This window comes from Teichococcus deserti (assembly GCF_001982615.1).
Taxonomy (GTDB): Bacteria; Pseudomonadota; Alphaproteobacteria; order Acetobacterales; family Acetobacteraceae; genus Pseudoroseomonas; species Pseudoroseomonas deserti.
Genome location: NZ_MLCO01000013.1, coordinates 37848 through 64736, shown reverse-complemented (window position 1 = coordinate 64736; position 26889 = coordinate 37848). Strand labels below are relative to the sequence as shown.

The window sequence follows — 26889 nt, the reverse complement described above, 5'->3', positions numbered from 1 at the left end:
TTATAAGGGACAGGGGCGGCGGCGGCGGCCCCTCGGCTTCCAGCAGCGGCAGGGTGTCCGGCTCCGGCGGGCGCTCGGCCTCCGGCACCACGGCCTGCAGCGTCTCCGGCTCGACCGGCGGTGCGACCTCCGGCTCCTGTGCGGCCTCCGGCGGCGGCGGCTCCATCGCCGTCACCTCGGGCGGCGGCTGGGTCGTCTGCAGCGGCTCCGGCGGCGCCTGGGTGACGGATGGCGGCGGGGGGGTGGTGCTGGATTGCGGCGCCGGCGGCTCGACGGCGTCGACCCGCTCGGTCACCGGGGCTGGCTCCTCCTGCGCGACCTCGGGCGCGGAGGGTGGCGCGATCATCTCCAGCGGCACGATGGCCGGCGGCGGCGCATGCTCCGGCAGGCCGAAGATCAGGATGGCCAGCACCCCGCCATGCAGGATGGCGGTGATCCCCCATCCGGCGAGGCGGGGTCCTTGCAGGCTCAGCGTGCTCATGATGGCCCCGCCGTCAGCGCGCCTGGACCGGCGCCGACGCTTCCGCCTCGGCGATCAGCGACACGCGGGTGATGCCCGCCTGGGTCACCCGGCCCATCACCCGCAGCACCTCGCCATAGGGCACGGCGCGGTCGCCGCGGACATAGACCGGCGCCTCGGGGTCGTTCTTGTGCAGTTCGGCCAGGCGGGCCGGCAGGTCGGCGACGGCGATCTCATCCTGGCGGAGATAGACCTTGCCGTCGGGACCGACTGTCAGCACCACCGGCGGCCGCGGTGCGGCGGCGCGGGGGGCGGCGGTCTTCGGCAGGTTCACCGGCACGCCAACGACCATCATCGGTGCCGCCACCATGAAGACGATCAGCAGCACCAGCATGACGTCGACCAGCGGGGTGACGTTCATGTCCGCCATCGGCAGCGGGGCGTCGTCATCCCCGCCGCTGTGGCTCGGGCCAGCGAAGGCCATCCGGCTTACTCCGCCGCCGCGCTGCGGCTGGCACTGGCGGCGGCCAGGCTGGGCGGGCGGCGCGACAGGCTGGCGGCCAGGTCGGCGGCGGCGGACTGCCCGTCGGCGCGCAGCCGGCCGAGCCGCACCAGCAGCCGGTTATAGGCCATGACGGCCGGGATGGCAGCGATCAGGCCGATCGCGGTCGCGAACAGCGCCTCGGCGATGCCGGGGGCGACCACCGCCAGGCTGGTGTCGTTGCTCTGCGCGATGCCGGCGAAGCTGTTCATGATGCCCCAGACGGTGCCGAACAGCCCGATGAAGGGGGCGACAGCGCCGGTGGTGGCCAGGAAAGGCAGCCCCGGCTCGACCCGGCGCAACTCGCCGGACAGGGCGTGGCGCATCGCATGCTCCATGCGGTGCCGGTACTCGAAGCGGCTCTCGCCCTGCTCGCGGCCGTCGCGCCACTCGCGGGTGCCGGCGCGCAGCACGCGGGCAGCCAGCCCCTCGCCCTGCGGCGAAGGCAGGCCTTGCCCGGCGCCCGGCGCGGCGGCGGCCAGCAGGCCGCGGATCTCCCGCTTCAGCCGACCGAGCAGCAGCGACTTCTCGACGATGATCGCCCAGCAGATGATGGAGGCCAGCGCAAGCGCGATCATCACCGCCTTGACCACCCAGTCGGCCTGCATGAACAGGCCGAGCATCGACATGTCCGGGCCATGGCCCGCAGCGGCGATGGCGGCGTCGACGCCAGGAACGACGCCGGGGACGGCGGTCACGGTCTCGGTCGGGTTCATCGCGACCTCCTTACTTCTCGAAAGTGACGCCATCGACGCGCGAGGCGAGCGCTAGACGCGGCAGGCAGGCGGCCCGGCTCTCGGGGGTGCCGCCGCAGGCCAGAAGGTCGTTCAGCAGCACCGCGCCGATCCCGTCACACGGCTGGCTGGCCAGGTCGAAGATACGGGCCATGGTCTTTTCCTGCGGCAGGGGGCCGACATCCAGCGCCAGCCGGCGGGCGATCACCCCGTCCTTGCCGAAGATCAGCAGGTCCAGGCGCAAGGGATCGACCGCCTCGGGCGCCGGGTTGCGCAGCAGCAGCCACACCCGGCAACCTTCCGGACGGCTTTCCAGCCGGTTCAGCTCCAGCCCGATCTTCGCCGTCTGGCCCTGCGCCTGGGCCTGGCCAGCGAGGCCCACGGCCCCCATCACGGCGAGCGCGGCGATCAGCCCGAAGGCGGAGAGGATCCGGCGGAGCGGCATCTCGGCATTACCCTTTCGCATCTGCGATGGCTTATGCCGCTAATGAGAGGTGGTTGCAATGCGAATGACTCTCAATAATCAGTCGCGGAAACAGTCTTGCGGCCCACGCCGGGCAAGCGGCGCAAGAACGCCGAACGACGACACGCCGATCGTCCGGCTGCCGTGCTGGTGAAGGCGATGTTCTGGAGGGGCTGGTGCCGACGCCCGGGATTGAACCGGGGACCTACTGATTACGAATCAGTTGCTCTACCGCTGAGCTACGTCGGCGCCGCGGGCCGCTATCTAGCGGGGTTGCGGCGGCAGGGCAACCACCTTCCGCAGCTTTCCTGACGCGGAGGCCAGGATCCCGCGGCGTCGCGGAAAAACCTCTGGGAAACAACCGCGCCGCGCCCGGAAGGAGCGCGGCGCCAAAGCCTGTCGCACCCAGGTCGGTGCGCGTGAGGACAGCCAGAGGGCCCTAATGGACCAGGACCGGCAACATCTCGTGCTGCAAAATGGCGGCCGTGGCCAGGCTGGTATCGGGCGCCGCGCCGATCTGCGTGCCATCGGCGGCATGGATGGCCACCGCCGGCGCGCCGTCCATGACGATCGGGCGGATATAGGCGATCTGCTCCGCCCCGAAGCGCGCCCAGTCGGCGGGCGCGAGCTGCCGCAGCGCATCTGCGGCGGCGAAGGGGCGTGTAGGACCTTCCTTGTTCATCGTGGGAATCTCCTTCTGCCGTCCCGGTCTGGGCCCGGCGCTGCGGCGCTCATGGACGCACCGCGGTGAACGTACTTGGTCTTCCCTGCCCGTGTCTCCGCCCCTCCTCGGGAGCGGATCACCAAGGACAATGCCCGGGAAGCCTGAAGGTTTTGCGGCCATTTTGTGCCGAAGCGTCATAATTCGCAGGCTTCTGGCGCCGGCGCATCGGCAGGCGCCAGAGTCTGGCTCAGGGCCTCAGCCGGTGATCTGACCCACCGGCACCTGGCCAACGGCGACCTGGCCCTCCTCCTGCGGGGAGCCCTGCACCACGGCCCGGCCACCCTGGCTGCCGCGCATGCCGATCTGGATCGCCTTGACCCGCACCGCCGGCTGCGGCCGCTTCAGGTCGATATGCAGCAGCCCGTTATCCAGCCAGGCGCCCTCGACATCGATCCCCTCGGCCAGGACGAAGGCGCGGTGGAACTGCCTGGCAGCGATGCCGCGATGCAGGAAGACCCGGCCTTCACTCTCGTCCCTCTGCTTGCCGCGCACCACCAGCTGATTGTCCTCCTGCGTGATCTGCAGGTCGTCCATGCTGAAGCCGGCGACGGCCAGCGTGATGCGCAGCCTGTTCTCGGCGGTCTGCTCGATATTGTACGGGGGATAGCCGTCGGCATTCTTCGCCACCCGGTCGAGCATCTGCTCCAGATGGTCGAAGCCGAGAAACAGCGGCGAGCCGAAAAGCGACGAACGAGACATGGCAGTCAGGAACTCCTCCGATGAGCGAGCCGCGGCGGGGCCCGAAGCACCCCGCCACGCCACAACAGTTTGTGCGCTCCGCCGCCGGATGCAAGAGGCCCCGCCCCTCGCGGCCCCTGAGCGCAGGGCCGCCCTCTGGCCTCGGCAGTTGAAGCCGCGCCGCCCAGAAGCTAGAGCACCCGTTCCATGTCCGACCCTGCCCTGCTGCCCATCCTGCTGGTCCCTGACGCGAAGCTGCGCGCCAAGGCCCGCCCCGTCGGCCCCGGCGACACCGAAGCGGTGCGCGCCCTGGCCCCCCGCATGCTCGCGACCATGTACAAGGCGCCCGGCATCGGCTTGGCCGCGCCGCAGATCGGCGAGTTGCTGCGGCTGGTGGTCATCGACCTGCAGCCTGACGACCAGCCGCAGCCCTATGTCATGGTCAATCCCGAGATCGTCGCCGCCAGCGAGCAGCTCGCGGCACGCGAGGAAGGCTGCCTCTCGCTGCCGAACCAGTATGCCGAGGTCGTCCGCCCGGCCGAGGTGAAGGTGCGCTGGCTCGACCTCGACGGCGCCAAGCGCGAGATGACCGCCGACGGGCTGATGGCCACCTGCCTGCAGCACGAGATCGACCACCTGAACGGCGTGCTCTTCGTCGACCATCTTTCGGCGCTGAAGCGCAACATGATGCTGCGCAAGCTGGCCAAGGAGCTGAAGGCCAAAGGCCGCGACGAATGAAGAAGCTCCGCCTCGCCTTCATGGGCAGCCCCGATTTCTCGGTGCCCGCCCTGCGTGCCCTGCACGCGGCGGGGCATGAGATCGCGGCCGTCTACACCCAGCCGCCGCGTCCCGCCGGGCGAGGCCAGAAAGAAACCCCCTGCCCGGTGCATCGCGCGGCGCTGGAGCTCACTTTGCCGGTGCGTCACCCGGTCCGCGTCCGCCGCGACACGGCCGAGCACGAGGCCTTCCGTGCCCTCGACCTTGATGTCGCCGTGGTTGCCGCCTATGGCCTGATCCTGCCGCGCGAGATGCTGGACGCGCCGCGCCGCGGCTGCCTGAACATCCATGCCTCGCTGCTGCCGCGCTGGCGCGGCGCCGGGCCGATCCAGGCCGCCATCCTGGCCGGCGACGCCGAGACCGGCATCACCATCATGCAGATGGACGAAGGCCTCGACACCGGCCCGATGCTGCTGAAGGGCAGCGTGCCGATCGGCCCGCGCGACGGGACGCCGGCGGTCCACGACGCCCTGGCCGAGCTCGGCGGCCAGCTGATCCTGCAGGCGCTGGATGAGAACCCGGCCGCCGTGCCGCAGCCCGAGGCGGGCGTCACCTATGCCCCCAAGCTGAGCAAGCCCGACGGCGCGCTTGACTGGAGCCAGGACGCCGCCGCCCTCGACCGCCGCATCCGCGCGCTCAACCCCTGGCCCGGCACCTATTTCCAGCATGGCGGCGAGGTCCTGCGTGTGCTGGAGGCCGAGCCCGAGCCGCTCGACGCCCCTGTCCCACCGGGCACCGTGCTCGACGCCGGCCCGCGCATCGCCTGCGGCCAGGGCGCGCTGCGCCTGCTGCGGCTGCAGCGCGCCGGCCGCGGCACCATGCCGGCAGAGGCTTTCCTGCGCGGCTACGCCCTGCCGCCCGGCAGCCGGCTGGGCTGACATGCCGCGCTACGCCCTGCTGGTCGAGTATGACGGCGCGCCCTTCGTCGGCTGGCAGCGCCAGACCACAGGCCTTTCCGTGCAGCAGGTGCTGGAGGACTGCGCCGCCCCGCTGAACGGCGGCGTCCCCGCCGCCACCCAGGCCTCCGGCCGCACCGATGCCGGCGTCCATGCCGAGGGCCAGGTGGTGCAGATCGACGTCGCCGCCGATCTGCCGCCGCTGCGCCTGCGCGAGGCGCTGAACGCCTATAGCCGCCCCCACCCGGTCTCAGTCATCGCCGCCGCCCGGGCGCCGGAGGACTGGTCGGCCCGCTTCTCCTGCATCGGCCGCAGCTACCGCTACCGCATCCTCAACCGCCGGGCGCGGCCGGCGCTGCTGGCCGGGCGGGTCTGGCACGTGCCCCAGGCCGTCGATGCTGAGGCCATGCACGCGGCCGCCCAGACCATCCTGGGCCGCCACGACTTCTCCGCCTTCCGCGCCGCCGCCTGCCAGGCCAAGGACGCGCTGCGCACCCTCAACCAGCTCGACGTGCGCCGCGAGGGCGACGAAATCCTGGTCCACACCGCCGCCCGCAGCTTCCTGCACCACCAGGTGCGCAACATGGTGGGCAGCCTGATGCAGGTCGGGCTCGGCCGCCGCCCGGTGCCCTGGGTGCGCCAATTGCTTGATGGGCGCGATCGCACGCTCGCCGGCCAGAACGCCCCCGCCGAGGGCCTGACCTTCCTCACCGCCCGCTATCCGGCGCCGCTCGACTGGTGCTGACGGCTTGCGGCCGGCCGCCGGGAGCGGCAGGCTGGCGGCATGGCCGGGCATTTCCACCGCGTGATCCCCGAAGGTGAAGACCGCGAGCGCCTGACCTGCGCCGACTGCGGCTTCATCAACTACGAGAATCCCAAGATCGTCGCCGGCGCCGTGGTCGTCGATGGCGGGCGCGTGCTGCTCTGCCGCCGCGCCATCCCGCCGCGCAGCGGCTTCTGGACCCTGCCTGCCGGCTTCATGGAGCTGGGCGAGACCGTGGCCGAAGGCGCCGCCCGCGAGGCCTTCGAGGAAGCCAGCGCCCGCATCGCCATAGAGGGCATCCTGGCGGTCTATTCGATCGCCCGCATTGGCCAGGTGCAGATCCTGTTCCGCGCCAGCCTGGCCGAGCCAGGCATTGCCCCTGGGCCGGAAAGCCTGGAGACGCGTTTTTTCGCCTGGGAAGACATCCCCTGGGCCGAGATCGCCTTTCCCTCGGTGCATTGGGCGCTGCATCACTGGCAGGCCACGCGCCACACGCCGCTGGGGGCTCCGGCCACCAATCCTCCGGAAGATCAACGCGGCATGACACCGCTGCCGGGAACGGCGACCAGCGTCTGATCGGCAGCGAGCAAGGGCGGTGGGAGGATATCCCCCCGCGCCCCCTTCTGTTTCTGCTTCCTGGATCGACCGGGGCAACTCAGCGCTGGCGGCAGAAGCAGCTGCTGGCATGGTCGTCGACCAGGCCCACCGCCTGCATCCAGGCATAGACGATCACCGGGCCGACGAACTTGAAGCCGCGCTTCTTCAGCGCCGCCGAAATCTGCTCCGACAGCGGCGTCTTCGCCGGCAGCGCCACGCCGTCGCCGACGATCGGCGCGCCATCGACGAACTGCCAGGCGAACTCGGCGAACTCCTCGCCGGCGGCCTGCATCGCCAGATAGGCGCGGGCATTGCCGATGGTCGCCTCGATCTTCGCCCGCGCCCGGATGATGCCGGCATCGCCCATCAGACGCTCGACATCCTCGGACCCGAAAGCGGCCACCGCCACCGGATCGAAGTCGCGGAAGGCAGCCCGAAAGCCCTCCCGCCGGCGCAGGATGGTCAGCCAGGAGAGGCCGGCCTGGAACCCCTCCAGCATCAGCATTTCCCACAGCATGCGGCTGTCGCGCACGGGCCTGCCCCATTCCTCGTCGTGGTACTTCTGCATCACGACATCGCTGGTGGCCCAGCGGCAGCGCATCACCTCGGCCATCGGCGCCCTCTCCCTTGATGCCTCGCCCTAGCACAGGCGGCGCTGCGTCCGAAGTCTCGCCGAAACTTCCAACCCTGGATTGAAGGCGTCCGCACAACCACCCGCACTCCGCGGTGGTGCAGGCTGCTGGCCTGTCCTAGACCAGCAGCCGGCTATCCAGGGGAGGCAGGGCATGGCCTACATCGAGCTCCGGTACCACCGTTCCTTCCCGATGGAAGTCAAGGAGTTCGGCGACACGGGATGGGCGGTGCATGTTTACGTCCCGGCCGGTCTCGCCGCCGCCCGGCAGAAGCTGGCCGTGGTGACCAACTCTGAGCCTAACGGCTTGACCGAGGTCATCCAGCGCGCCCGCGCCGAGATCGACGCTTTCCTCTCCCCGCCCGGCGCCCACGCCCTGGCCTGAGGCTGCGGAAGGTCCCGATGGGCAAAGTCGGCTATCGGGTCCATAGGCCTCCTGTATGGGTCGGCCCGCGTCCTGGCTGATAGCCTCCGGGCATCAACCGAGGATCGTTCGATGACCGACCATCGACCGTCCCAGCACAAGGCCTCTGGCGAGCTGGCCGATGTCGATCTGCACGACGTCGCCGCCGGGGATCATGCGCAGTTGGCCGACCAGCTGGCGCAGCTGATCCAGGGCCACGTCGACATTCTAAATGCCATCTACGACAGCATTCTGCATCAGCCCGCCTGACAGCCGGGGTCGCGGCGCCATTGCCCGATGGCCGAGCCAAGGCACGCGGAACGCTAACTGACTTGGACCAATGAGGATTTCGGCTTCTCGCCAAGGTCAAGGCCGCACTATGGCGAGGCGCGACGAAGTAGCCACGCGCCATATGTTTAAAGGTCATCCATTTTGGGGATGACCTCGTATCGTCAGAGTGGGGAGAGAGGATGGCGGAGGGGATGGGATTCGAACCCACGAAAGGGGTTATCCCCCTTTAACGGTTTAGCAAACCGCCGCCTTCGGCCACTCGGCCACCCCTCCGCAGGGTATTGAAGTTACACGGCGTATGCGAGGCTGCTTCTAGCGTCCTGGCCTCCCGCCGTCAAACCATGCGGGGCACTTTCGGGCGAAAAACCTGGGGATAGAACGGCGAAGGTTTCGCCGCCCTGCCCCGGGCCGCGGCTTTCAGCCCAGATGCGCCGACATACCACGTGCCACCGCCGGCCGCGCCATCATCCGCGCATACCAGGCGCCGACCGCCGGGAAGTCGGCGAGATTGACCTTGTGCCGTTCATGCCGCCAGGCCCAGCCAAGAATGGCGAAGTCGGCGATGCTGGGCTCGCCCTCGCTCGCCACGAAGTCGCGCCCGGTCAGGCGGCGGTCCAGCACGCCGTAGAGGCGGCGCGTCTCGGCACCGTAGCGCTCCAGCCCATAGTCGCGCGCGGCCCCCTCGGGGCGGCCCAGGAAATGGTGCACCTGGCCGGGCATCGGGCCGAAGCCGCCCATCTGCCACATCAGCCATTCCCAGACGGCGATCCGGCCACGCGGATCGGCCGGCAGGAAGCGCCCGGTCTTCTCGGCGAGGTAGAGCAGGATGGCGCCGGACTCAAAGACGCTGACCGGCTTTCCGTCAGGCCCTTCCTCGTCGACGATCGCCGGGATGCGGTTGTTCGGGGAGATGGCCAGGAAATCGGGTTGGAACTGCTGGCCCTTGGTGATGTCGATGACCTCGACCTTATAGGGCAGCCCCATCTCCTCCAGGGCCACGCTGATCTTGCGGCCATTGGGGGTGTTCCAGCTGTAGAGGGTGATCATGGCCTGGCGCTTCCTTTGCCGATGTTGCAGCCAGGGAAGCACGCGCCGGGGCCTGCGTCAGCCCCGGCGCCGTCACGGAAGCCGCGCGGTCAGCCCAGCTTGGTCTTCAGCAGCTCGTTGACCAGGGCCGGATTGCCCTTGCCCTGCATGGCCTTCATCGTCTGGCCGACAAAGAAGCCGAACAGCTTGTCCTTGCCGCTGCGGTATTCCTCGACCTTGCCGGCATTGGCGGCCATCACCTGGTCGATCACCGCCTCGATCGCGCCGGTGTCGGTGACCTGCTTCAGGCCCCGCTCCTCGACCACCACGCCCGGGGCCTTGCCGGTCTCGAACATGACCTCCAGCACCTCCTTGGCCAGCTTGCCGGAGAGAGTGCTGTCGGCAATCAGGTCGAGCAGCTCGCCCAGATGCGCCGCCGTCACCGGGCTGTCGCCGATGGAATGGCCGGTGCGGTTCAGGCCGGCGAAGAAGTCGCCGGTCAGCCAGTTGGCGGCGACCTTGGGGTCGCGGCCCTTGGCGACGGTCTCGTAGAAGGCGGCCGTCTCCTTCTCCAGCGTCAGCACATGCGCGTCATAGGGCGTCAGGCCGAAATCGCCGACATAGCGGGCGCGGCGGGCATCCGGCAGCTCCGGCAAGGCGGCCTTCAGCTGGTCGACCCAGGCCTGCTCGATGACCAGCGGCGGCAGGTCGGGATCGGGGAAGTAGCGGTAGTCATGCGCATCCTCCTTGGAGCGCATCGACCGCGTCACGCCGCGGGTGGTGTCGAACAGGCGGGTCTCCTGCACCACCTCCTCGCCGCCTTCCCAGAGCTCGACCTGGCGCCGCGCCTCGGCCTCGACCGCCTGCATGACGAAGCGGATCGAGTTGACGTTCTTGACCTCGCAGCGGGTGCGGAACCCCTCGCCCGGCCGGCGCACGGAGACGTTGACGTCGGCGCGCAGCGACCCCTGCTCCATATTGCCGTCGCAGGTGCCGAGGTAGCGCAGGATCTGTCTCAGTTTCGTCAGATAGGCACCCGCCTCCTCAGGCGAACGAAGATCGGGTTCCGAGACGATTTCCATCAGCGCCACGCCCGACCGGTTCAGGTCGATGTAGCTCTTGGTTGGATGCTGGTCATGCAACGACTTGCCGGCATCCTGCTCCAGATGCAGGCGGGTGATGCCGATCTGCTTGGTGCTGCCGTCGGCCAGCTGGATCTCGATCTGGCCGGTGCCGATGATAGGATAGGCGAACTGGCTGATCTGATAGCCCTGCGGCAGATCGGCGTAGAAATAGTTCTTGCGATCGAAGCGCGACCACAGATTGACCTGGGCGTTCAGCCCGAGGCCGGTGCGCACCGCCTGCGCCACGCATTCGCCGTTGATCACCGGCAGCATGCCGGGGAAGCCGGCATCGATGAAGCTGACCTGGCTGTTCGGCTCGGCGCCGAAGGTGGTGGCCGCGCCGCTGAACAGCTTCGCCTCCGAGGTCACCTGCGCATGCACCTCAAGGCCGATGACGACCTCCCAGGTGCCGGTGCTGCCTTCGATGGTGTAGCTCATGCCGCGGCCCTCACCGACGGGGTGGCGGTGAAGCCGGCGACGCGCTCGATGGCGCCGCCGACGGCGAAGACCGTCTCCTCGTCGAAGGGACGGCCGAGGATCTGCAAGCCGAGCGGCAGGCCGCGGGCGTCGAGCCCGGCGGGAACCGACATGCCCGGGATGCCCGCCAGATTGGCGGTGATGGTGAAGACGTCGTTCAGATACATGGCCACAGGGTCGTCCTGCGTCTCGTCCCGGCCGAAGGCGGCGGTGGGCGTGGCGGGGGTCAGGATGGCGTCGACCTGACCCCAGGCCTGGTCGAAGTCGCGCTTGATCAGCGCCCGCACCTGCTGCGCCTTGACGTAATAGGCGTCGTAATAGCCGGCCGAGAGCACATAGGTGCCGATCAGGATGCGGCGCTTCACCTCGGCCCCGAAGCCGGCGGCGCGGCTGCGCTCGTAGAGATCCTTGAGGTCGGCGCCTTCCTCTCGGATGCCGAAGCGCACGCCGTCATAGCGGGCGAGGTTGGAGGAGGCCTCGGCCGGCGCCACGATATAATAAGTCGGCAGTGCGTATTTCGTGTGCGGCAAGCTGATGTCGACCAGGGTCGCGCCCTCGGCCTTCAGCCACTCCATGCCCTTGCGCCACAGCGCGTCGATCTCGGGCGACAGGCCCTCGACCCGGTATTCGCGCGGGATGCCGATGCGCAGGCCCTTCACGCCACGCGCCACGGCGGCAGCGAAGTCCGGCACGGCGCGGTCGGCGCTGGTCGAATCCTTCGGGTCGAAGCCGGCCATCGAGTTCAGCAGGATGGCGCAATCCTCGACGGTGCGCGCCACCGGTCCGGCCTGGTCGAGGCTGGAGGCGTAAGCCACAATGCCGAAACGCGAGCAGCGGCCATAGGTCGGCTTGATGCCGACGATGCCGCAGAAGGCCGCCGGCTGGCGGATCGAGCCGCCGGTGTCGGTGGCCGTGGCCCCCAGCGCCAGCCGCGCCGCGACCGCTGCGGCCGAGCCGCCGGAGGAGCCGCCGGGCACCAGCACGGCATCGTCACCCTGCCGCTTCCAGGGGTTCTCGACGCCGCCGAAGGCCGAGCTCTCGTTGGAGGAGCCCATGGCAAATTCGTCGAGATTGGCCTTGCCCAGGAAGACCGCGCCGTCGCGCAGCAGCTGCGAGGTCACCGTGCTCTCATAGGGTGGCTTGAAGTCGCCCAGGATCTTGCTGGCCGCCGTGGTGCGGGTGCCGGCGGTGCAGAACAGGTCCTTGACCGCCAGCGGGATGCCGGTCAGCGGCCCGGCCTCGCCCTTGGACAGCGCGGCGTCGGCAGCGGCGGCCTGGGCCAGCGCCACCTCGGGCGTCACGGTGATATAGGCGTTCACCCGCGGATTGAGCGCGGCGATAGCGTCCAGATGGGCGGTGGCCAGCTCGGTCGCGCTGATCTCGCGGCGGGCCAGCGCGGCCCGGGCGCCGGCGATGGTGAAATCGGTGGCTGCGGTCATCGTGGCTTACTCCACCACCTTGGGGACCGAGAAGAAGACATCGGCGCGGTCCGGCGCATTGGCCAGCACCTGCTGCTGGATGCCGCCGTCGGTCACCCGGTCCTCGCGCAGGCGCAGCTGCTCGGCGCCGCCGCCGGCCATCGGCTCGACGCCCGTGGTGTCGACCGCCTGGAGCTGCTCGATCCAGCCCAGGATGCCATTGAGTTCGGCCTCGAGGCGGGGCAGTTCGGCCTCCTCCACCCTGAGGCGGGCAAGCGAGGCGACGCGCCTGACTGTGGCGGTGTCGAGCGACATTCTGTTTTTCTTCCGGAAGTGACAGGTCGGGTTTGCGCGCAAACGGGGCCGGACCATAAACACCGGCATGCCTATCATCAACCTGAGCGAGCTTCGCGCCACCCTTTCCCCCGGCCAGAGGCTGATCGGCCTCGATCCGGGGAAGAAGATCGTTGGCGTCGCGCTGTCCGACGTGTCGCTGATGCTGGCCAGCCCCTATCGCGGCCTGGCCCGGGCCAAGCTCGGCGTCAATGCCGCGGAGATCGCCGCCATCGCCAGCCGGGAGGGCGCCGGCGGTCTGGTGGTCGGCCTGCCGCTCGGCCTCGACGGCAGCTTCGGCCCGGCGGCCCAGGCGGCCAAGGACTGGGCCATTGCCCTCTCCGCCGCGACCGGCCTGCCGGCGGCGCTGTGGGACGAGCGGCTGTCCTCGGCGGCGGTCAATCGCATGCTGATCCAGGAGGCCGATCTGACGCGTGCCAAGCGGGCGAAGGCGGTGGATGCCGCGGCAGCGGCCTATATGCTGCAGGCAGCGCTGGACGCCTCGTCCGGTGCGGCAGCATTGCCACTGTGACAGGGAGACTTCACGCTTCCGTTAACGTGACACTGGCGCAACCGCGGCTGATCGGTCACATTGCATCAGCGCGGTAGCACAAGGTCCGGCATGGCAGAGGATCGCCTGGCATCGCTGATCGGGGATATCTACGCTCTGGCCACCGGCCCGACCGGGGAGCGTGGCTGGCCGGATATCATCGACGATGTCGCCGAGATGGTGGGCGCGCAGACGGCGGCGCTGCATCTGAGCGACACGCGGCAGCAGCGCACCGCCGTGCTGGCTGCCCGCAACCTGCCTGCTGATGTCGCCGCCGATTACGAGAGCCATTTCTTCAGCCGCGACCTGTTCCTGCAGCGGCAGGGCCCGGCGCTGGACGGCCACACCCATCTTAGCCAGGACTATCTGAGCGAGGTCGAGGTCGAAGGCTCGGAATTCTATAATGACCTGCTGCGCCACCGCATGGGCAACGCCTTCTACGCCGCGCATAGCCGGGGCGAGCTGGACGACAAGATGCTGGTGCTGGGCTTGGCTAGGCCGCGCGAGATGGGACCCTTCACCGCTGGCCAGTCGCAGCTGATCCGCCAGGTCTGGCCACATCTGCTGCGCGCCATCCGGGTCGAGGACCGGCTGCGCAGCAGCCAAGCGGTGGCCGGCATCGGCTTCGCCGCTGTGGACGCGCTGGCGATCGGCCTCGCCATCCTGAAGCCGGACCGCCGGCCGCTCTTCATGAACCGGTCGGCGCGGCGCATGCTGCTCGACCGCGGCGGGCCGATGCTGCAGACCACCGAGGGCCGGCTGCGCATGCTGCAGCCCGGCGGCGACGCGATGTTTGCAACGCTCCTCGCCCAGGCCACCACCAGCGCCGGCGCGCTGCGCAGCGGCGGCTCGATGCGCTGCGGCCGGGCCGATGGCCGGCTGGCCATGGCGCTGATGATGGTGCCCTTCCGCCCCGAGGCGACCGGCGCGCCGCTCGGCCTCGGCGAGCTGCCGATCCTGCCCGGGCCGCTGGCGCTGATGATGGTGACCGACCCCAATGCCCGGCCGAATCAGCTGGCCGACCAGGTGATCACCATGTTCGGCGTGACCCGGGCCGAGGCCGAGGTCGCGGCCAGCCTGGCCACCGGCCTCAGTGTCGAGGAGGTGGCGACCCAGCGCGGCGTCCGCCTGACCACGCTGCGCAGCCAGGTTCAGTCGCTGCTGGCCAAGACCGGCACCAACCGCCAGGGCGAGCTGCTGCGGCTGCTGCTCTCGCTGCCCCGCCTGGCCGGACCCGAAGGGTAGGACATGCCGGTCGGGCCGTCGCGCGCGCCACAGCCCTGCCCTGACCGCAGGCATGACCGGCCGCCCCGCAGCCCGCCCCTTCCGGCCGGCGTCGCCTCTGGCTATGGTCCCCCGCCTCTAGCCGGACTGGTCCTCATGCTGCCATATCCTCACCGGCACCTCCTCGCCCTGCAGGGTCTGGAGCCGCCCTATATCGCCGATCTGCTGGATCTGGCGGAATCCTACGCGCTGCTGAACCGCAGCGGGAAGACTCAGCGCGACCTGCTCAAGGGCCGCACGCTGATCAACCTGTTCTTCGAGGACAGCACCCGCACCCGCACCAGCTTCGAGCTGGCCGGCAAGCGGCTGGGCGCCGATGTGATCAACATGTCGGTCTCGAACAGCAGCGTGAACAAGGGCGAGACGCTGCTCGACACCGCCTCCACCCTGAACGCCATGCATTGCGACCTGCTGGTGGTGCGCCACGCCCAGTCCGGCGCGCCGGCGCTGCTGAGCCAGAAGGTTGACGCCGCGGTGATCAATGCCGGCGACGGCACGCATGAGCACCCGACCCAGGCGCTGCTCGACGCACTGACCATCCGCCGCCGCAAAGGCCAGCTGGAGAACCTGACCGTCGCCATCTGCGGCGACGTGCTGCACAGCCGGGTGGCGCGCAGCAACATCCACCTGCTGCTGGCGATGAACTGCCGGGTCCGGCTGGTCGGCCCGCCGACGCTGATCCCCGCCGAGGCCGGGCGGCTGGGCGTCGAGGTCTTCCACGACATGAAGGCCGGGCTGAAGGACGTCGACGTCGTCATGATGCTGCGCCTGCAGAAGGAGCGCATGGCGGGCGGCCTGGTGCCCTCCGCCCGCGAGTTCTTCCGCTTCTACGGGCTGGACGCCGCCAAGCTGGCCCTGGCCAAGCCGGATGCCATCGTCATGCATCCCGGCCCGATGAATCGCGGCGTCGAGATCGACAGCGCCATCGCCGACGACCCGGTGCGCAGCGTGATCGGCGAGCAGGTGGAGATGGGGGTCGCGGTCCGCATGGCGGTGCTCGACATCCTCTCGCGCAACCAGCGTCGCAACGCGCGGTGACCCTTCCGATGTCCCTGACCACCATCCCCGACACCCTGTTCGTCAATGCGCGGCTGGTCGATCCGGCGAGCGGCCTCGATGCCCCGGGCAGCCTGCTGGTCAGCGGCGGGCGCATCGCCGACCATGGCGGCTCGCTCGGCCAGCCGGACGGCGCCACCGTCATCGATTGCGGTGGCGCGGTCCTGGCCCCCGGCCTGGTCGACCTGCGCGCGGCGCTGGGCGAGCCCGGCGCCGAATACCGCGAGACCATCGAATCGGCCGCCATCGCCGCCGCGGCCGGCGGCATCACCACGGTCTGCGCCCTGCCCGACACCCAGCCGGCGCTGGACGATCCGGCCCTGGTGCAGTTCCTGCTGCGCAAGGGCGAGGCCACCGGCAGCCTGAGCGTGCTGCCCTATGGGGCCGCCACCAAGGGCTGCGCCGGCCAGGAGCTTTCCGAGTTCGGCCTGCTGAAGGAGGCCGGCGCCATCGCCTTCACCGATGGCGGCAAGGCCATCGCCAATGCCCGCACCATGCGGCTGGCGCTGTCCTATGCCCGGGCCTTCGGTGCCTTCGTCGTGCAGCATCCGGAGGAGCCGGCGCTGGCCAAGGGCGGCGCTGCCACCGAGGGCGAGCAGGCGACCCGCATGGGCCTGCCCGGCATCCCGCCGGCGGCGGAAGCCATGATGGTGATGCGCGATATCGCCCTCGCCCGGCTGACCGGCGGCCATGTGCATTTCGCCCATGTCTCGACGGCTGCCGCGCTCGAGCTGATCCGCGGCGCCAAGGCCGAGGGGCTGAAGGTCACTTGCGACACCGCGCCGCCCTATTTCGACCTGAATGAAACGGCGATCGGCGACTTCCGCACCTATGCCAAGCTCTCCCCCCCGCTGCGGCGGGAGGAGGACCGGCTGGCGGTGGTGGCAGCCCTGGCCGACGGCACGGTGGACGCCATTGCTTCCGACCACCAGCCGGCCGATCCCGACGACAAGCGCCTGCCCTTTGCCCAGGCCTCGGCCGGCGGCACCGGGCTGGCGACGCTGCTGGGCATCACCCTCGCCCGCGTCCATGCCGGCGACCTGCAGCTCGGCACCGCGCTGGCACTGCTGACCAGCCGTCCCGCCGCCCTGCTGGGCATCGAGGCCGGCCGGCTGGAGCGCGGCGCTCCGGCCGACCTGGTGCTCTTCGACCTGGAGCGCGCCTGGAAGGTCGAGGCCGGCAAGCTGCCAGGCAAAGCGCAGAACTCGCCTTTCGACGGGCGCGCCCTGGAAGGCCGGGTGCTGGGCACCTGGAAGGCCGGCCGCCGGGTGTTCGGCTGATGCTGCTGCTGGCAGCGGCCGTCATCGGCTATCTCTCGGGGTCGGTGCCCTATGGGCTGCTGCTGACCCGCGCCGCCGGTCTGGGCGACATTCGCCAGATCGGCAGCGGCAATATCGGCGCCACCAACGTGCTGCGCACCGGCAACAAGAAGGTGGCGGCGGCGACGCTGCTGCTGGACGCGCTGAAGGGCGTGGTGCCGGTGCTGCTGCTGACCGCGCTCTGGGGCCGGGAGGCCGGGCTCCTGGCCGGCCTCGCCGCGCTGATCGGCCATGTCTTCCCGGTCTGGCTGGGCTTCAAGGGCGGCAAGGGCGTCGCCACCGGCGCCGGCGTGCTGCTGGCCGCCGCCTGGTGGCTCGGCCTGGTCTGCGCGGTGATCTGGGTGGTCATGGCCAGGGTGACCAGGATCTCCTCGGCCTCGGCGCTGACCGCCTGCGCCGCGGCGCCGGTGATCGCGCTGCTGACCGGGGACTGGATGCTGGCGGGCTTCGCCTTCGTGCTGGCCGCCATCATCATCGCCCGCCACCACGAGAATATCCGCCGCCTGCTGGCCGGCACCGAGCCGCGGATCGGCCGCAAGACATGACATCTGCGGAAGGCAGCGTGCTGGCCCGTCTGCGTCTGGCCCGCACCGAGGGCGTCGGCCCGCTGACCTTCCGCCGCCTGCTGACGCGCCACGGCAGCGCCGCCGCCGTCCTCGACGCGCTGCCCGGCGCCGGCCGCGGCCTCACCTACCGTCCACCGCCGCCGGCCCGCATTCAGCGCGAGCTGGAGGCCGTCGCTGGCCTGGGTGGCCGCTTCATCTTCATCGACGACCCGGACTATCCACCGCTGCTGGCGCAGCTGTCCGACGCGCCGCCGGCGCTTGCCGTCATTGGCGATGCCGGCCTGCTGCGGCAGCGGCAGGTCGCGCTGGTCGGTGCCCGCCATGCCACCGCCCTCGGCCGCCGCTTCGCCGGCGAGCTGGCCGAGGCGCTGGCGCGGGCCGGTGTCGTCGTCACCTCGGGCCTGGCCCGCGGCATCGACGGCGCCGCGCATGTCGGCGCCCTGCGCGGCGGCCGCACCATCGCCGTCATCCCCGGCGGGCTGGACCGCGCCTATCCGCCCGAGCATGCCGAGCTGCAGGGGCTGATCGCCGAGCATGGTGCCGTGGTCGCCGAGGCGCCGCTTGGCACCGCCCCCATCGCCCGCCACTTCCCGCGCCGCAACCGCATCATCGCTGGCCTCAGCCTTGGCGTGGTGGTGGTCGAGGCAGCGCTGAATTCGGGCACGCTGATGACCGCGCGCCTCGCTCTTGATGCCGGGCGGGAGATCTTCGCGGTGCCGGGACATCCGCTGGATCCGCGCTCGGCCGGCGCCAACGACCTGCTGCGGCAGGGTGCCTGGCTGACCGAGCGCGTCGATGACGTTCTCGCGAATTTGCCCTCGGCGCCCCGTGAGATGCCGCTGCTCGCCCCGCGCCCGGCAGCGAAAAACCTGCCCGAAACCCCGCCCTTGCCGCCCGGCGGCGCCGAGCCGGACGCGCAACTGCTTGATCTGATAGGGGCTTCGCCGGTTGTGGTTGACGAGTTGATGCGACGCTGCCACCTCTCTGCCGCTGCGGTGCAGGCCCTGCTGTTCGAGCTCGAACTGGAGGGACGGATCGAGGTCCTGCCGGGAAACCGGGTGGTCCGCAGCGGATTAGGCTAGAAGCATCAACTGAGCCGTTCAGCAGCCTGGCCCCGGGCAGTTCCGCCCCTGGGCGAGCAGAGAAAGCGCACCGCACCCGCCATGACCGACGTCGTCGTCGTCGAATCGCCGGCCAAGGCGAAGACCATCAACAAGTATCTCGGGCAGGACTTCACCGTCCTGGCCAGCTTCGGCCATGTGCGCGACCTGCCCGCCAAGGATGGCAGCGTCCGCCCGGACGAGGACTTCGCCATGGACTGGACGGCGGAGGATCGCGGCGAGAAGCAGGTCTCGGCCATTGCCAAGGCGGTCAAGGGTGCGCGCAACCTCTATCTGGCCACCGACCCGGATCGCGAGGGCGAGGCGATCTCCTGGCATGTGCAGGAGATGCTGCGGCAGAAGGGCGCGCTGAAGGGCGTGACCGTCCACCGGATCACCTTCAACGAGATCACCAAGCGCGCCATCCAGCATGCGGTCGCCCACCCGCGCGAGCTCGACACGCCGCTGATCGACGCCTATCTGGCGCGCCGCGCGCTGGACTATCTGGTGGGCTTCACCCTCTCGCCCGTGCTGTGGCGCAAGCTGCCGGGCAGCCGCTCGGCCGGCCGCGTGCAGTCGGTGGCCCTCCGCCTGATCTGCGAGCGCGAGGCCGAGATCGAGGTGTTCCGGGCGCGCGAGTACTGGACGGTCGAGGGACGCTTCCTGACGCCCGCCGGCGCCCCCTTCTCCGCCCGGCTGACCCATCTGGACGGCAAGCGGCTCGAGCAGTTCGACCTCAACGACGAGGCCAGCGCCAACCGCGCCAAGGCCGCCGTCGAGGCCGGCAGCTTCTCCATTGCCAGCGTCGAGAAGAAGCGCACCCGGCGCAACCCGCCGCCGCCCTTCACCACCTCGACCCTGCAGCAGGAGGCCTCGCGCAAGCTCGGCTTCGGCGCGCAGCAGACCATGCGCCAGGCGCAGCAGCTCTACGAGGGCGTCGATATCCAGGGCGAGACGGTCGGTCTGATCACCTATATGCGGACCGACGGCGTGCAGATGGCGCGGGAGGCGATGTTCGCCATCCGCGACCATGTGAAATCCGCCTTTGGTCCCGACTACGTGCCGGCCGCCCCGCGTGAATACTCCTCCAAGGCGAAAAACGCCCAGGAAGCGCATGAGGCGATCCGCCCGACCGACGTGACCCGAACGCCGGAGCAGGTCGCCCGCTTCCTGACGCCGGAGCAGCGCCGCCTCTACGAGCTGGTCTGGAAGCGCGCCGTTGCCAGCCAGATGCAGTCGGCCGAGCTGGACCAGACCGCGGTCGAGCTGGTCGAGCCCTCGGGCAAGACCAAGCTGCGCGCCACCGGCAGCGTCATCGCCTTCGACGGCTTCCTGAAGCTGTACCGCGAGGATGTCGACGACGCCCCCGCGGGCGCCGCCGGCAGCGAGGACGAGGACAGCCGCACCCTGCCGCCGATGCGCGAGAAGGACCCGGCGAAGCTGACCGCGGCCCAGGCCGACCAGCACTTCACCCAGCCGCCGCCGCGCTATTCCGAGGCCAGCCTGGTGAAGAAGATGGAGGAGCTCGGCATCGGCCGCCCCTCTACCTACGCCTCCATCCTGCAGACCCTGCAGGACCGCGACTACGTCAAGATCGACAAGCGGCGCTTCGTGCCCGAGGACCGCGGCCGGCTGGTCACCGCCTTCCTGGTGAACTTCTTCGAGCGCTATGTCGACACCGGCTTCACCGCGACGCTGGAAGAGCAGCTCGACGAGATTTCCGACGGCCGGGCCGACTGGCGCGCGGTGATGCGCGCCTTCTGGCAGGACTTCAACGCTGCCATCGTCGCCACCAAGGACCTGACCATCAGCGCCGTCATCGACGCGCTGGATGAGGAGCTCGGCCCGCATTTCTTCCCGCAGCCGGCCGATGGTGGCGGCGACCCGCGCGCCTGCCCGGCCTGCGGCCAGGGCCGGCTCGGCCTGCGGCTCGGCCGCAACGGCGCCTTCATCGGCTGTTCCAACTATCCGGAATGCCGCCACACCCGGCCGCTCTCGGTGGCCGGCGCCGAGGCCGAGGGCGAAGGCGCGCTGAACGGCGGCATCAAGGAGCTAGGCACCGATCCGGTGACTGGCGCCCAGGTCACCATGCGCCGCGGCCCCTACGGCATCTATGTCCAGCTTGGCGAGGGCAGCACCGACGCCAAGGGCAAGGCGGTGAAGCCCAAGCGCACCAGCCTGGCGCGCGGCATGGACCCGGATTCGATCGACCTGGAGCGGGGCCTGGCGCTACTCTCCCTGCCCCGCATCATCGGCCTGCATCCCGAGACCGGCGACGAGATCACCACGGCGATCGGCCGCTTCGGCCCCTACGTGAAGATGGGCAGCATCTTCAAGTCGATCGACAAGGATGACGACGTCCTCAGCATCGGCATCAACCGTGCCGTTGCCCTGCTGGCCGATGCCAAGGCGAAGGTGCGCGGGCTGGGGCCGCATCCGAAGGATGGCGAGCCGGTGGAGGTGAAGCGCGGCCGCTTCGGCCCCTATGCCCAGCATGGCGGCATGGTGGCCAGCCTGCCGCGCGGCACCCAGATGGAAGACGTCACCCTCGAGCAGGCCGTCCTGCTGCTGGCCGAGAAGGGCAAGAAGCTGCCGCCGCTCGGCAAGAAGGGTGCCGCCAGCAAGGCCAAGGGTAAGGCGAAGCCGGCCGCCGAGGCCGCGGATGAGGCAGCGCCGAAGCCGAAGCCGGCGCGCAAGGCGGCCCCCAAGGCTGCGGCCGCCAAGGGCAGCGCGGCGAAGGCGCCGGCTGCCCGCGCGAAGACGGCGGCCGCCAAGCCGCCGGCCAAGGCCAAGAGCGCGGCGAAGGCCAAGGCTTGACCGGGTCCGGGGAAACGCCCCGGGAAGCGCGGGCTGCCGATCTCGAAACGGCGGCCCCCGCCCTGCCCTCGCGCGAGGCGCTGCGGCGCTACCTGCGCGAGGCACAAGGACGCCCGGGCAAGAGCGAGATTGCCCGGCATTTCGGCCTGACCAGCGAGCAACGCCCGGCGCTTCGCGAATTGCTGAAGGCGCTGGAGCGGGAAGGCGCCCTGTTCCAGGCCGGCCGCAAGCCGCAGCCCGCTGGGCGCCTGCCCGAGATGGCGCCGGTGGAAGTCTTCGGCACCGATGCGGATGGCGAGCCCCTGGCGCGCCCGCTGGCCTGGGAAGGGGGTGGCCGCGCGCCGCTGGTCTATATGCGGCCGGAGCGCCCCGGACAGCCGGCGCTGGCGCCGGGCGAGCGGGTGGTGGCGCGGCTGAAACCCATCGGTCCGGGCCGCTACGAGGGCCGCACCTTCAAGCGGCTGGGCATGGGGGCGGCGGCCCGCCTCCTGGGCGTCTATCGCGACGGCCGGCTGCAGCCAACCGACAAGCGCGCCCGCGCCGAATGGAGCGTGGCGCCGGAGGATTCGCTCGACGCTGTCGATGGCGAGCTGGTGCTGGCCGAGCCGCTGCCCGGCCGCCCCTTCGGATTGAGCCCGGCCCGCATCACCGAGCGGCTGGGCCCGATGGACGCGCCGCGCGCCGTTTCCCTGCTCTGCATCCACGCGCATCGCATCCCCGACAGCTTCGATCAGGCGGCGCTGGACGAGGCTGCCGCCGCGCAGCCCGTCGACCTCACCGGCCGCACCGACCTGCGTGACCTGCCGCTGGTCACCATCGACGGCGAGGATGCCCGCGACTTCGATGACGCTGTCTGGGCCGAGCCCGAGGGTCAGGGCTGGAAACTGGTCGTCGCCATCGCCGATGTCGCGCATTATGTCCGCCCCGGCAGCGCGCTGGACCGCGCCGCCTGGGGCCGCGGCAACAGCGTCTATTTCCCCGACCGCGTCGTGCCGATGCTGCCCGAGGCGCTGTCCAACGGCCTCTGCAGCCTGCGCCCGGGCGAAGAGCGCGGTTGCCTCTTCGTCGAGATGCGCTTCGACGCCCAGGGCCAGAAGCAGGCGCATCGCTTCGGCCGCGGGCTGATGCGCTCGGCGGCGCGGCTGACCTATGAGGAGGTGCAGGCGACCCGCACTCCCGGCGCGCCGCAGACCGCGGTCGCCGCGCAGATCGAGCATCTCTATGGCGCCTTCGCCGTGCTGCAGGCGGCGCGCGAGCGGCGCGGCACGCTCGACCTCGATTTGCCGGAACGCCGCGTGGTGATGGATGCCGAGGGCGAGGTGCGCGACGTGCTGCCGCGCGCCCGCCTGGACTCGCACCGGCTGATCGAGGAGTTCATGGTCGCCGCCAATGTCTGCGCGGCGGAGGAGCTCGAGCGGCTGCGCCAGCCTTGCCTCTACCGTGTGCATGACCGGCCCTCCGACGAGAAGCTGGAGGCGCTGCGGCAGTTCCTCGACTCGCTGGAGCTCGACCTGCCCGCCGCCGGCGAGCTGCGGCCGCGTCACTTCGCCGCCCTGCTCGACCGCATGCGCGAGCGCCCCGAGGCGCGGCTGCTGCACGAGACGGTGCTGCGCGCGCAATCCCAGGCCGCCTACAGCCCCGAGAATGTCGGCCATTTCGGCCTGGCCCTGTCGCGCTATGCCCATTTCACCAGCCCGATCCGGCGCTATGCCGATCTTGTCGTGCACCGCGCCCTGGTGCGCGGGTTAAAGCTCGGCGAGGACGGGCTGCAGGATGCCGAGATCGAGCGCCTGCCCGACACCGCCGAGCACATCACCCGCACCGAGCGCCGCGCCGCGGCGGCCGAGCGCGAGGCGCTGGAGCGCTATCTGACGCGCCACATGGCGTCCCGCGTCGGCAGCATATTCGCCGCGCGGATTTCAGGGGTGACACGCTTCGGTCTCTTCGTCACGGTTGAGGAGAATGGCGCGGGCGGACTCGTGCCATCCTCATCCCTGCCGGACGATCAATGGACTTACGAGGAAGCCGAGCACCGGCTTTCCGGCCGCTCTACGCGTCTTGCCTTCACCCTGGGGCAGGCCGTGGAGGTGCGCCTGGCCGAGGCCGTGCCGCTGACCGGCGGATTGCGCTTCCAATTGCTGGAGGGGCTGGCCCCTGCGCCGGGCGCGCGGCGCAGCCGGGTGCGGCGGGCGCCGCCGAAGAAGACCGCCTCGAAGTCCAAGCAGGGAGCCGCCGGGCGCGGCCCGGAACGGCGCTAGGCGCGGCCGCGCGTTTCCCGGCGCGCCTCGCGCGTCCCCGTCTGCCAGCCCTGCTGCGCGGCATGGCCGCGCTCCTTCTCGTGCTGCTGCTGGCGAGCCTGCTGACACCGGCCGCGGCGCAGGGCGAATCGACCTTCTCCCGCGCCCAGCTGCGCAGCGTGCTACGCGAGGCTTTCACCGCCATCATCGACCGCCATCTGGAGGCGGCCGCTCCCGGCGACCTGGCGCTCTGGTCGCTCCGCGGCCTGGGCGCGCTCGACACCAGCCTGGTGGCGGAGGTGCAAGACGGCAACTTGCGGCTGCGCCAAGGTCCGGCCGTGCTGCGCGAGGCGCCGCTGCCCGGCCGCCCGGTCAGCGTGGTGCCCGAGGCCGCGACGCGCGGCCGCCCGCCGGCCGCGCCGGTCGTGCTGCCAGCCTCCGCCATGCCCGACCTGCTGGCCGACAGCCTGTCGCAATTCTACGCCGAGGCCTGGCAGGCCTCGGCGGCGCTGCGCCGCGCCGGCTTGGAAGGGCTGCTGCAGGCCGGCTTCGACGAGGTCTTCAACCATCTCGACCCCTATAGCCGTTACATCACCGCCGAAGAGGCCTGGCAGGCGCGGCAGCGCCGGGTCGGTCAGTCAGGCCTGGGCCTGCGCGTCGCCGCCGGGCCGCGCGACACGCTGGTGATCGCGACGCTGGTGCCCGATGGCGAGGCTGCGCGCGCCGGCCTGCGCGAGGGCGACGTGCTGCGCAGCATCGACGGCGTCGCCATCTCGGCCCGCCGCATCATCATGGCCGCGGAGATGCTGGAGGGCCCGCCGGGCAGCGAGGTGGCGCTGGAGCTGCGCCGCGGCGGCCAGCGGCTCTCCGTCGTCCTGCGCCGCGCCAGCCAGCTGCTGCAGCCGCTGCAGACCGAGACGCAGGACGGCATCCTGTGGATGCGCATCGCCGCCTTCTCGGCCACCACCACCGAGCAGGTCTCGGCGGCGCTGAATGCGGCCTTCTCCCAAGGCACCCCGCCGCGCGGCATCGTGCTGGACCTGCGCGGCAATCGCGGCGGCATCCTGACCCAGGCGATGACCGTCGCCGACGCCTTCCTGTCCGCAGGCCCCGTGGCGCAGAGCCTGGGACGGCACCCGGAGGCGCAGCGCGTCTGGAACGCCGCCGGCAGCGACCTGGCCCAGGGCGCGCCGGTGGTGGTCATGGTCGATGGCCGCACCGCCTCGGCCGCCGAGATCGTCGCGGCGGCGCTGGGCGATCGCGGCCGCGCGGTGGTGGTCGGCAGCGCCACCCTGGGAAAAGGGCTGATCCAGATCGTCATCCCGCTGTCCAATGGGGCGGAGGTGCTGATCTCCTGGTCGCGCGTCCTGGCGCCGCAGGGCTGGCCGGTGCAGGGCCTGGGCGTGCTGCCGGCGGTCTGCACCAGCCTGGGCGCCGAGGCGCTGCGCAACGGGCTGCAGATGCTGGGCCAAGGCCAGCCGCCGATGGGCCCGGTGCTGGCCCGTGCCCGGCTAGCACGCCCGCCGGTGCCGGCCAGCGAAGTTACCGCGCTGCGCGCCAGCTGTCCGCCGGCCGAGGGGCGCGACCTGGACGTCCAGGCTGCGCGCACCCTGCTGAACAGCCCGGCGACCTACCGCGCCGCCTTGCCGCGCTGAGCCTGCTCTCCCGCGGCCCGATTCGCAGCAAAACAGCGGACTAGCAGCGGCAAAACTCCCCCCGGACGCAGCTTCCCCTTGACTGCCGGGCGCAGATGGCTAGGTTGCGCCATCTCGCGTCGCACCCGGGTGCGCGGCCTTGCGTCGCCCGGCTTGTGGTGCCCCAACGGCGCCCACGGAACAACGTCATGGCCAAGTCGAACACCATCCTGATCAAGCTCGTCAGCACCGCTGACACCGGTTACTTCTATGTGACCAAGAAGAACACCCGGAACACCACCGGGAAGATGGAAATGCGCAAGTACGATCCGGTCGCCCGGAAGCACGTCGCGTTCCGCGAGTCGAAGATCAAGTGATCCGCTGCCGCGGCCTCGCCGCGGTCGGGATTGCCCGGTCCAGACACGACAAAGGCCGCATCTTCGGATGCGGCCTTTTTCATGCCTAGCGCCCTGCGCCCTCTTCAGGCGACATCGGCGTCCTTCTTCTTCCAGTCCTCGGGGCCGGCCAGCTCGACCCGGTTGCGGCCATTGGCCTTGGCCCGGTAGAGCGCCGAATCGGCCGCCGCCACCAGCGTCGCCAGATTTTGCCCCTGCCCGGTCAGCGCCACGCCGATGCTGGCAGTAATCGACAGCGACTGCGCCTGGCCGATCACCACGGGCTGCTCGGCCATGGCCTGGCGCAGGCGGTTGGCGACCTGAAGCGCCTCCTCCTGCTGGGTCTCGGCCATGGCGACGATGAATTCCTCGCCGCCGAAGCGCGCCACCACGTCGACGGCACGCAGATGCTCCTTCATCCGGCCGGCGACCTCGCGCAGCACCTGGTCGCCGACGGCATGTCCATAAGTGTCGTTCACCGCCTTGAAGCGGTCGACATCCAGAAGCAGCACGGCGACCGCGCCGGCGCGCAGCAGCCCCTCCAGATGGCGGGTGACGTAGCGGCGGTTGCGCAGCCCAGTCAGGCTGTCGGTTACCGCCAGCTCCAGCGAGCGGTCCAGGTCGGCGCGCAGCCGCTCCTGATAGCGCTTCCGGCGGATCTGGTTGCGGATGCGGGCGCGCAGCTCGTTCGGATCCACCGGGCGCAGCACATGGTCGTTGGCGCCGAGGTCGAAGCCGCGCAGCACCTGCGCACGCTGGTCGGCATCGGCGATCAGCAGCAGCGGCAGATCGCGCGTTGCCGCCTGGGCGCGCAGCCGCGACGCCAAGCGGAGCCCCTCGCCGCCTTCCAACGACAGGCTGAGCATCGCCAGGTCGTGGCGGCCCTGGGACAGCGCCGCCCAGGCTTCCGTCAGGCTGCCAGCGAGCTGCAGGGTGACGCCTTCGGCGGCCAGCACGCTGCCCAGCAGCTCGGCTTCGTTGACATCCTCGGTGGCCAGCAGCACGGCCGCGCCGGCGATGCTCTCGGAGGGCCGCTCCTGCGGCTCGAAGCCGAGGTCGAGGGCGGTCTCGGCGCGCAACCGGAAGGCGTCCAGCACCTGCTTCATGCGCAGCAGGGCGCGCAACCGGGCGAAGAGCGTCGGATGGTCCACGGGCTTCGAGAGGAAGTCGTCGGCGCCGGCCTCGAGCCCGCGCACCCGCTCCGCCGGGTCGACCAAAGCGGTGACCATGACGACCGGGATCTGCGCGGTCAGCGGATTGGCCTTCAGCCGGCGGCAGACCTCGTAGCCGTCCATGCCGGGCATCATGACGTCGAGCAGGATGACGTCCGGCATCCACTCCTCGGCACGCTGCAGCGCCTCGGGCCCGGAGGAAGCCAGGGTGACCTCGTAATATTCGGCGTTCAGCCGCGCCTCGAGCAGGCGCAGATTGGCGGCGATGTCATCGACCACCAGGACGCGGGCGGTCATGCCGCAAATCTCCCGCCAGGGGCTGCCCCTGCCCGTCGCCGCGCCACGCGTTTATCCCTGCCAGCCATCCGTGTCGTTTCCCGCTGCTTGCCGGAGCTTGCCGACGGGATCTTCCCATCGAAGCCG

General features: G+C 70.6%; 27 protein-coding genes, 2 tRNA genes and 1 pseudogene. 16 read left to right on the top strand and 14 right to left on the bottom strand.

Annotation, left to right across the window (positions count from 1 at the left end; genetic code table 11):
* The 7 genes and pseudogenes from BKE38_RS02345 to BKE38_RS02315 form a co-directional block, all read right to left on the bottom strand.
* Positions 1-481: pseudogene (locus BKE38_RS02345) on the bottom strand (hypothetical protein); the annotation flags it as partial.
* 13 nt (positions 482-494) lie between these two features.
* Positions 495-944, bottom strand: coding sequence for an ExbD/TolR family protein (locus BKE38_RS02340; RefSeq protein ID WP_076955760.1), 450 nt, complete (start codon positions 942-944; stop codon positions 495-497).
* A gap of 5 nt (positions 945-949) precedes the next feature.
* The gene (locus tag BKE38_RS02335) at positions 950-1717 is read right to left on the bottom strand and encodes a MotA/TolQ/ExbB proton channel family protein (protein ID WP_083747244.1); all 768 of its coding nucleotides are present in this window, start codon (positions 1715-1717) and stop codon (positions 950-952) included.
* 10 nt (positions 1718-1727) lie between these two features.
* On the bottom strand, positions 1728-2180 hold the full coding sequence (locus BKE38_RS02330; protein WP_076955759.1) for a Tat pathway signal protein: 453 nt from the start codon (positions 2178-2180) through the stop codon (positions 1728-1730).
* A 192-nt stretch (positions 2181-2372) separates the two neighbouring features.
* Positions 2373-2447 (bottom strand) — tRNA-Thr (locus tag BKE38_RS02325).
* A 190-nt stretch (positions 2448-2637) separates the two neighbouring features.
* The gene (locus BKE38_RS02320; protein WP_076955758.1) at positions 2638-2880 is read right to left on the bottom strand and encodes a DUF1150 family protein; all 243 of its coding nucleotides are present in this window, start codon (positions 2878-2880) and stop codon (positions 2638-2640) included.
* A gap of 237 nt (positions 2881-3117) precedes the next feature.
* The gene (locus BKE38_RS02315) at positions 3118-3621 is read right to left on the bottom strand and encodes an Hsp20 family protein (RefSeq protein ID WP_076955757.1); all 504 of its coding nucleotides are present in this window, start codon (positions 3619-3621) and stop codon (positions 3118-3120) included.
* A 186-nt stretch (positions 3622-3807) separates the two neighbouring features.
* Here BKE38_RS02315 and def point away from each other — a divergent pair, with 186 nt between their 5' ends.
* The 4 genes from def to BKE38_RS02295 are packed head-to-tail and all read left to right on the top strand — an operon-like array spanning position 3808 to position 6612.
* Positions 3808-4338 carry a peptide deformylase gene (gene def / locus BKE38_RS02310; RefSeq protein ID WP_076955756.1) on the top strand — a complete coding sequence of 177 codons (531 nt, stop codon included), beginning with the start codon at positions 3808-3810 and terminating at the stop codon, positions 4336-4338.
* The gene (fmt, locus tag BKE38_RS02305) at positions 4335-5255 is read left to right on the top strand and encodes a methionyl-tRNA formyltransferase (RefSeq protein WP_076955755.1); all 921 of its coding nucleotides are present in this window, start codon (positions 4335-4337) and stop codon (positions 5253-5255) included. Before def ends, fmt begins: the two co-directional genes overlap by 4 nt.
* Before the next feature lies 1 nt (position 5256).
* A complete protein-coding gene (gene truA, locus BKE38_RS02300; protein ID WP_076955754.1) occupies positions 5257-6018 on the top strand; it encodes a tRNA pseudouridine(38-40) synthase TruA in 762 nt (253 codons plus the stop codon).
* Between the two features lie 39 nt (positions 6019-6057).
* The gene (locus tag BKE38_RS02295) at positions 6058-6612 is read left to right on the top strand and encodes an NUDIX hydrolase (RefSeq protein WP_076955753.1); all 555 of its coding nucleotides are present in this window, start codon (positions 6058-6060) and stop codon (positions 6610-6612) included.
* 79 nt (positions 6613-6691) lie between these two features.
* Here the strand turns inward: BKE38_RS02295 and BKE38_RS02290 are convergent, their stop codons facing one another.
* A complete protein-coding gene (locus BKE38_RS02290) occupies positions 6692-7246 on the bottom strand; it encodes a DNA-3-methyladenine glycosylase I (RefSeq protein ID WP_076955752.1) in 555 nt (184 codons plus the stop codon).
* Positions 7247-7418: 172 nt separating this feature from the next.
* Between BKE38_RS02290 and BKE38_RS02285 the strand changes: the two genes are divergently transcribed.
* Both BKE38_RS02285 and BKE38_RS31725 read left to right on the top strand, forming a co-directional pair.
* A complete protein-coding gene (locus BKE38_RS02285; RefSeq protein WP_076955751.1) occupies positions 7419-7649 on the top strand; it encodes a hypothetical protein in 231 nt (76 codons plus the stop codon).
* A 111-nt stretch (positions 7650-7760) separates the two neighbouring features.
* The gene (locus tag BKE38_RS31725; protein ID WP_165694091.1) at positions 7761-7937 is read left to right on the top strand and encodes a hypothetical protein; all 177 of its coding nucleotides are present in this window, start codon (positions 7761-7763) and stop codon (positions 7935-7937) included.
* 201 nt (positions 7938-8138) lie between these two features.
* On the opposite strand, the gene BKE38_RS02280 is transcribed toward BKE38_RS31725, so the two are convergent.
* The 5 genes from BKE38_RS02280 to gatC form a co-directional block, all read right to left on the bottom strand.
* A tRNA-Ser gene (locus BKE38_RS02280) sits at positions 8139-8231 on the bottom strand.
* A 144-nt stretch (positions 8232-8375) separates the two neighbouring features.
* On the bottom strand, positions 8376-9005 hold the full coding sequence (locus tag BKE38_RS02275) for a glutathione S-transferase family protein (protein WP_076955750.1): 630 nt from the start codon (positions 9003-9005) through the stop codon (positions 8376-8378).
* An 89-nt stretch (positions 9006-9094) separates the two neighbouring features.
* On the bottom strand, positions 9095-10546 hold the full coding sequence (gatB, locus tag BKE38_RS02270; RefSeq protein ID WP_076955749.1) for an Asp-tRNA(Asn)/Glu-tRNA(Gln) amidotransferase subunit GatB: 1452 nt from the start codon (positions 10544-10546) through the stop codon (positions 9095-9097).
* Positions 10543-12024 (bottom strand): Asp-tRNA(Asn)/Glu-tRNA(Gln) amidotransferase subunit GatA, encoded by a 1482-nt coding sequence (gene gatA, locus BKE38_RS02265; RefSeq protein ID WP_076955748.1) that lies wholly within the window; start codon positions 12022-12024, stop codon positions 10543-10545. The genes gatB and gatA overlap by 4 nt, the downstream gene beginning before the upstream one ends.
* A 6-nt stretch (positions 12025-12030) precedes the next feature.
* Positions 12031-12318, bottom strand: coding sequence for an Asp-tRNA(Asn)/Glu-tRNA(Gln) amidotransferase subunit GatC (gatC, locus tag BKE38_RS02260; protein WP_076955747.1), 288 nt, complete (start codon positions 12316-12318; stop codon positions 12031-12033).
* A 67-nt stretch (positions 12319-12385) separates the two neighbouring features.
* On the opposite strand from gatC, the gene ruvX reads away from it, so the two are divergent.
* The 10 genes from ruvX to rpmG all read left to right on the top strand — a co-directional run bounded on the left by ruvX (position 12386) and on the right by rpmG (position 25276).
* On the top strand, positions 12386-12868 hold the full coding sequence (gene ruvX, locus BKE38_RS02255) for a Holliday junction resolvase RuvX (protein ID WP_076955746.1): 483 nt from the start codon (positions 12386-12388) through the stop codon (positions 12866-12868).
* 90 nt (positions 12869-12958) lie between these two features.
* Positions 12959-14131, top strand: a complete 1173-nt coding sequence (locus BKE38_RS02250; protein WP_076955745.1) for a helix-turn-helix transcriptional regulator — start codon at positions 12959-12961, stop codon at positions 14129-14131.
* 135 nt (positions 14132-14266) lie between these two features.
* On the top strand, positions 14267-15208 hold the full coding sequence (locus BKE38_RS02245; RefSeq protein WP_076955744.1) for an aspartate carbamoyltransferase catalytic subunit: 942 nt from the start codon (positions 14267-14269) through the stop codon (positions 15206-15208).
* 8 nt (positions 15209-15216) lie between these two features.
* Positions 15217-16506 (top strand): dihydroorotase, encoded by a 1290-nt coding sequence (locus BKE38_RS02240; protein ID WP_076955743.1) that lies wholly within the window; start codon positions 15217-15219, stop codon positions 16504-16506.
* A complete protein-coding gene (gene plsY / locus BKE38_RS02235; protein ID WP_076955742.1) occupies positions 16506-17090 on the top strand; it encodes a glycerol-3-phosphate 1-O-acyltransferase PlsY in 585 nt (194 codons plus the stop codon). Before BKE38_RS02240 ends, plsY begins: the two co-directional genes overlap by 1 nt.
* The gene (gene dprA / locus BKE38_RS02230; protein ID WP_076955741.1) at positions 17087-18193 is read left to right on the top strand and encodes a DNA-processing protein DprA; all 1107 of its coding nucleotides are present in this window, start codon (positions 17087-17089) and stop codon (positions 18191-18193) included. The genes plsY and dprA overlap by 4 nt, the downstream gene beginning before the upstream one ends.
* Before the next feature lie 81 nt (positions 18194-18274).
* Entirely contained in the window at positions 18275-21028 is a 2754-nt protein-coding gene (gene topA, locus BKE38_RS02225; RefSeq protein WP_076955740.1) for a type I DNA topoisomerase, read from the top strand.
* Positions 21025-23286, top strand: coding sequence for a ribonuclease R (rnr, locus tag BKE38_RS02220; protein WP_207553463.1), 2262 nt, complete (start codon positions 21025-21027; stop codon positions 23284-23286). The genes topA and rnr overlap by 4 nt, the downstream gene beginning before the upstream one ends.
* Positions 23287-23348: 62 nt before the next feature.
* Positions 23349-24920, top strand: a complete 1572-nt coding sequence (locus tag BKE38_RS02215; protein WP_076955739.1) for a S41 family peptidase — start codon at positions 23349-23351, stop codon at positions 24918-24920.
* 188 nt (positions 24921-25108) lie between these two features.
* Positions 25109-25276, top strand: a complete 168-nt coding sequence (rpmG, locus tag BKE38_RS02210; RefSeq protein ID WP_076955738.1) for a 50S ribosomal protein L33 — start codon at positions 25109-25111, stop codon at positions 25274-25276.
* A 104-nt stretch (positions 25277-25380) separates the two neighbouring features.
* Here the strand turns inward: rpmG and BKE38_RS02205 are convergent, their stop codons facing one another.
* Complete coding sequence (locus tag BKE38_RS02205; protein WP_076955737.1) at positions 25381-26763, bottom strand: PleD family two-component system response regulator; 1383 nt, start codon at positions 26761-26763, stop codon at positions 25381-25383.
* Positions 26764-26889 lie beyond the last annotated feature (126 nt).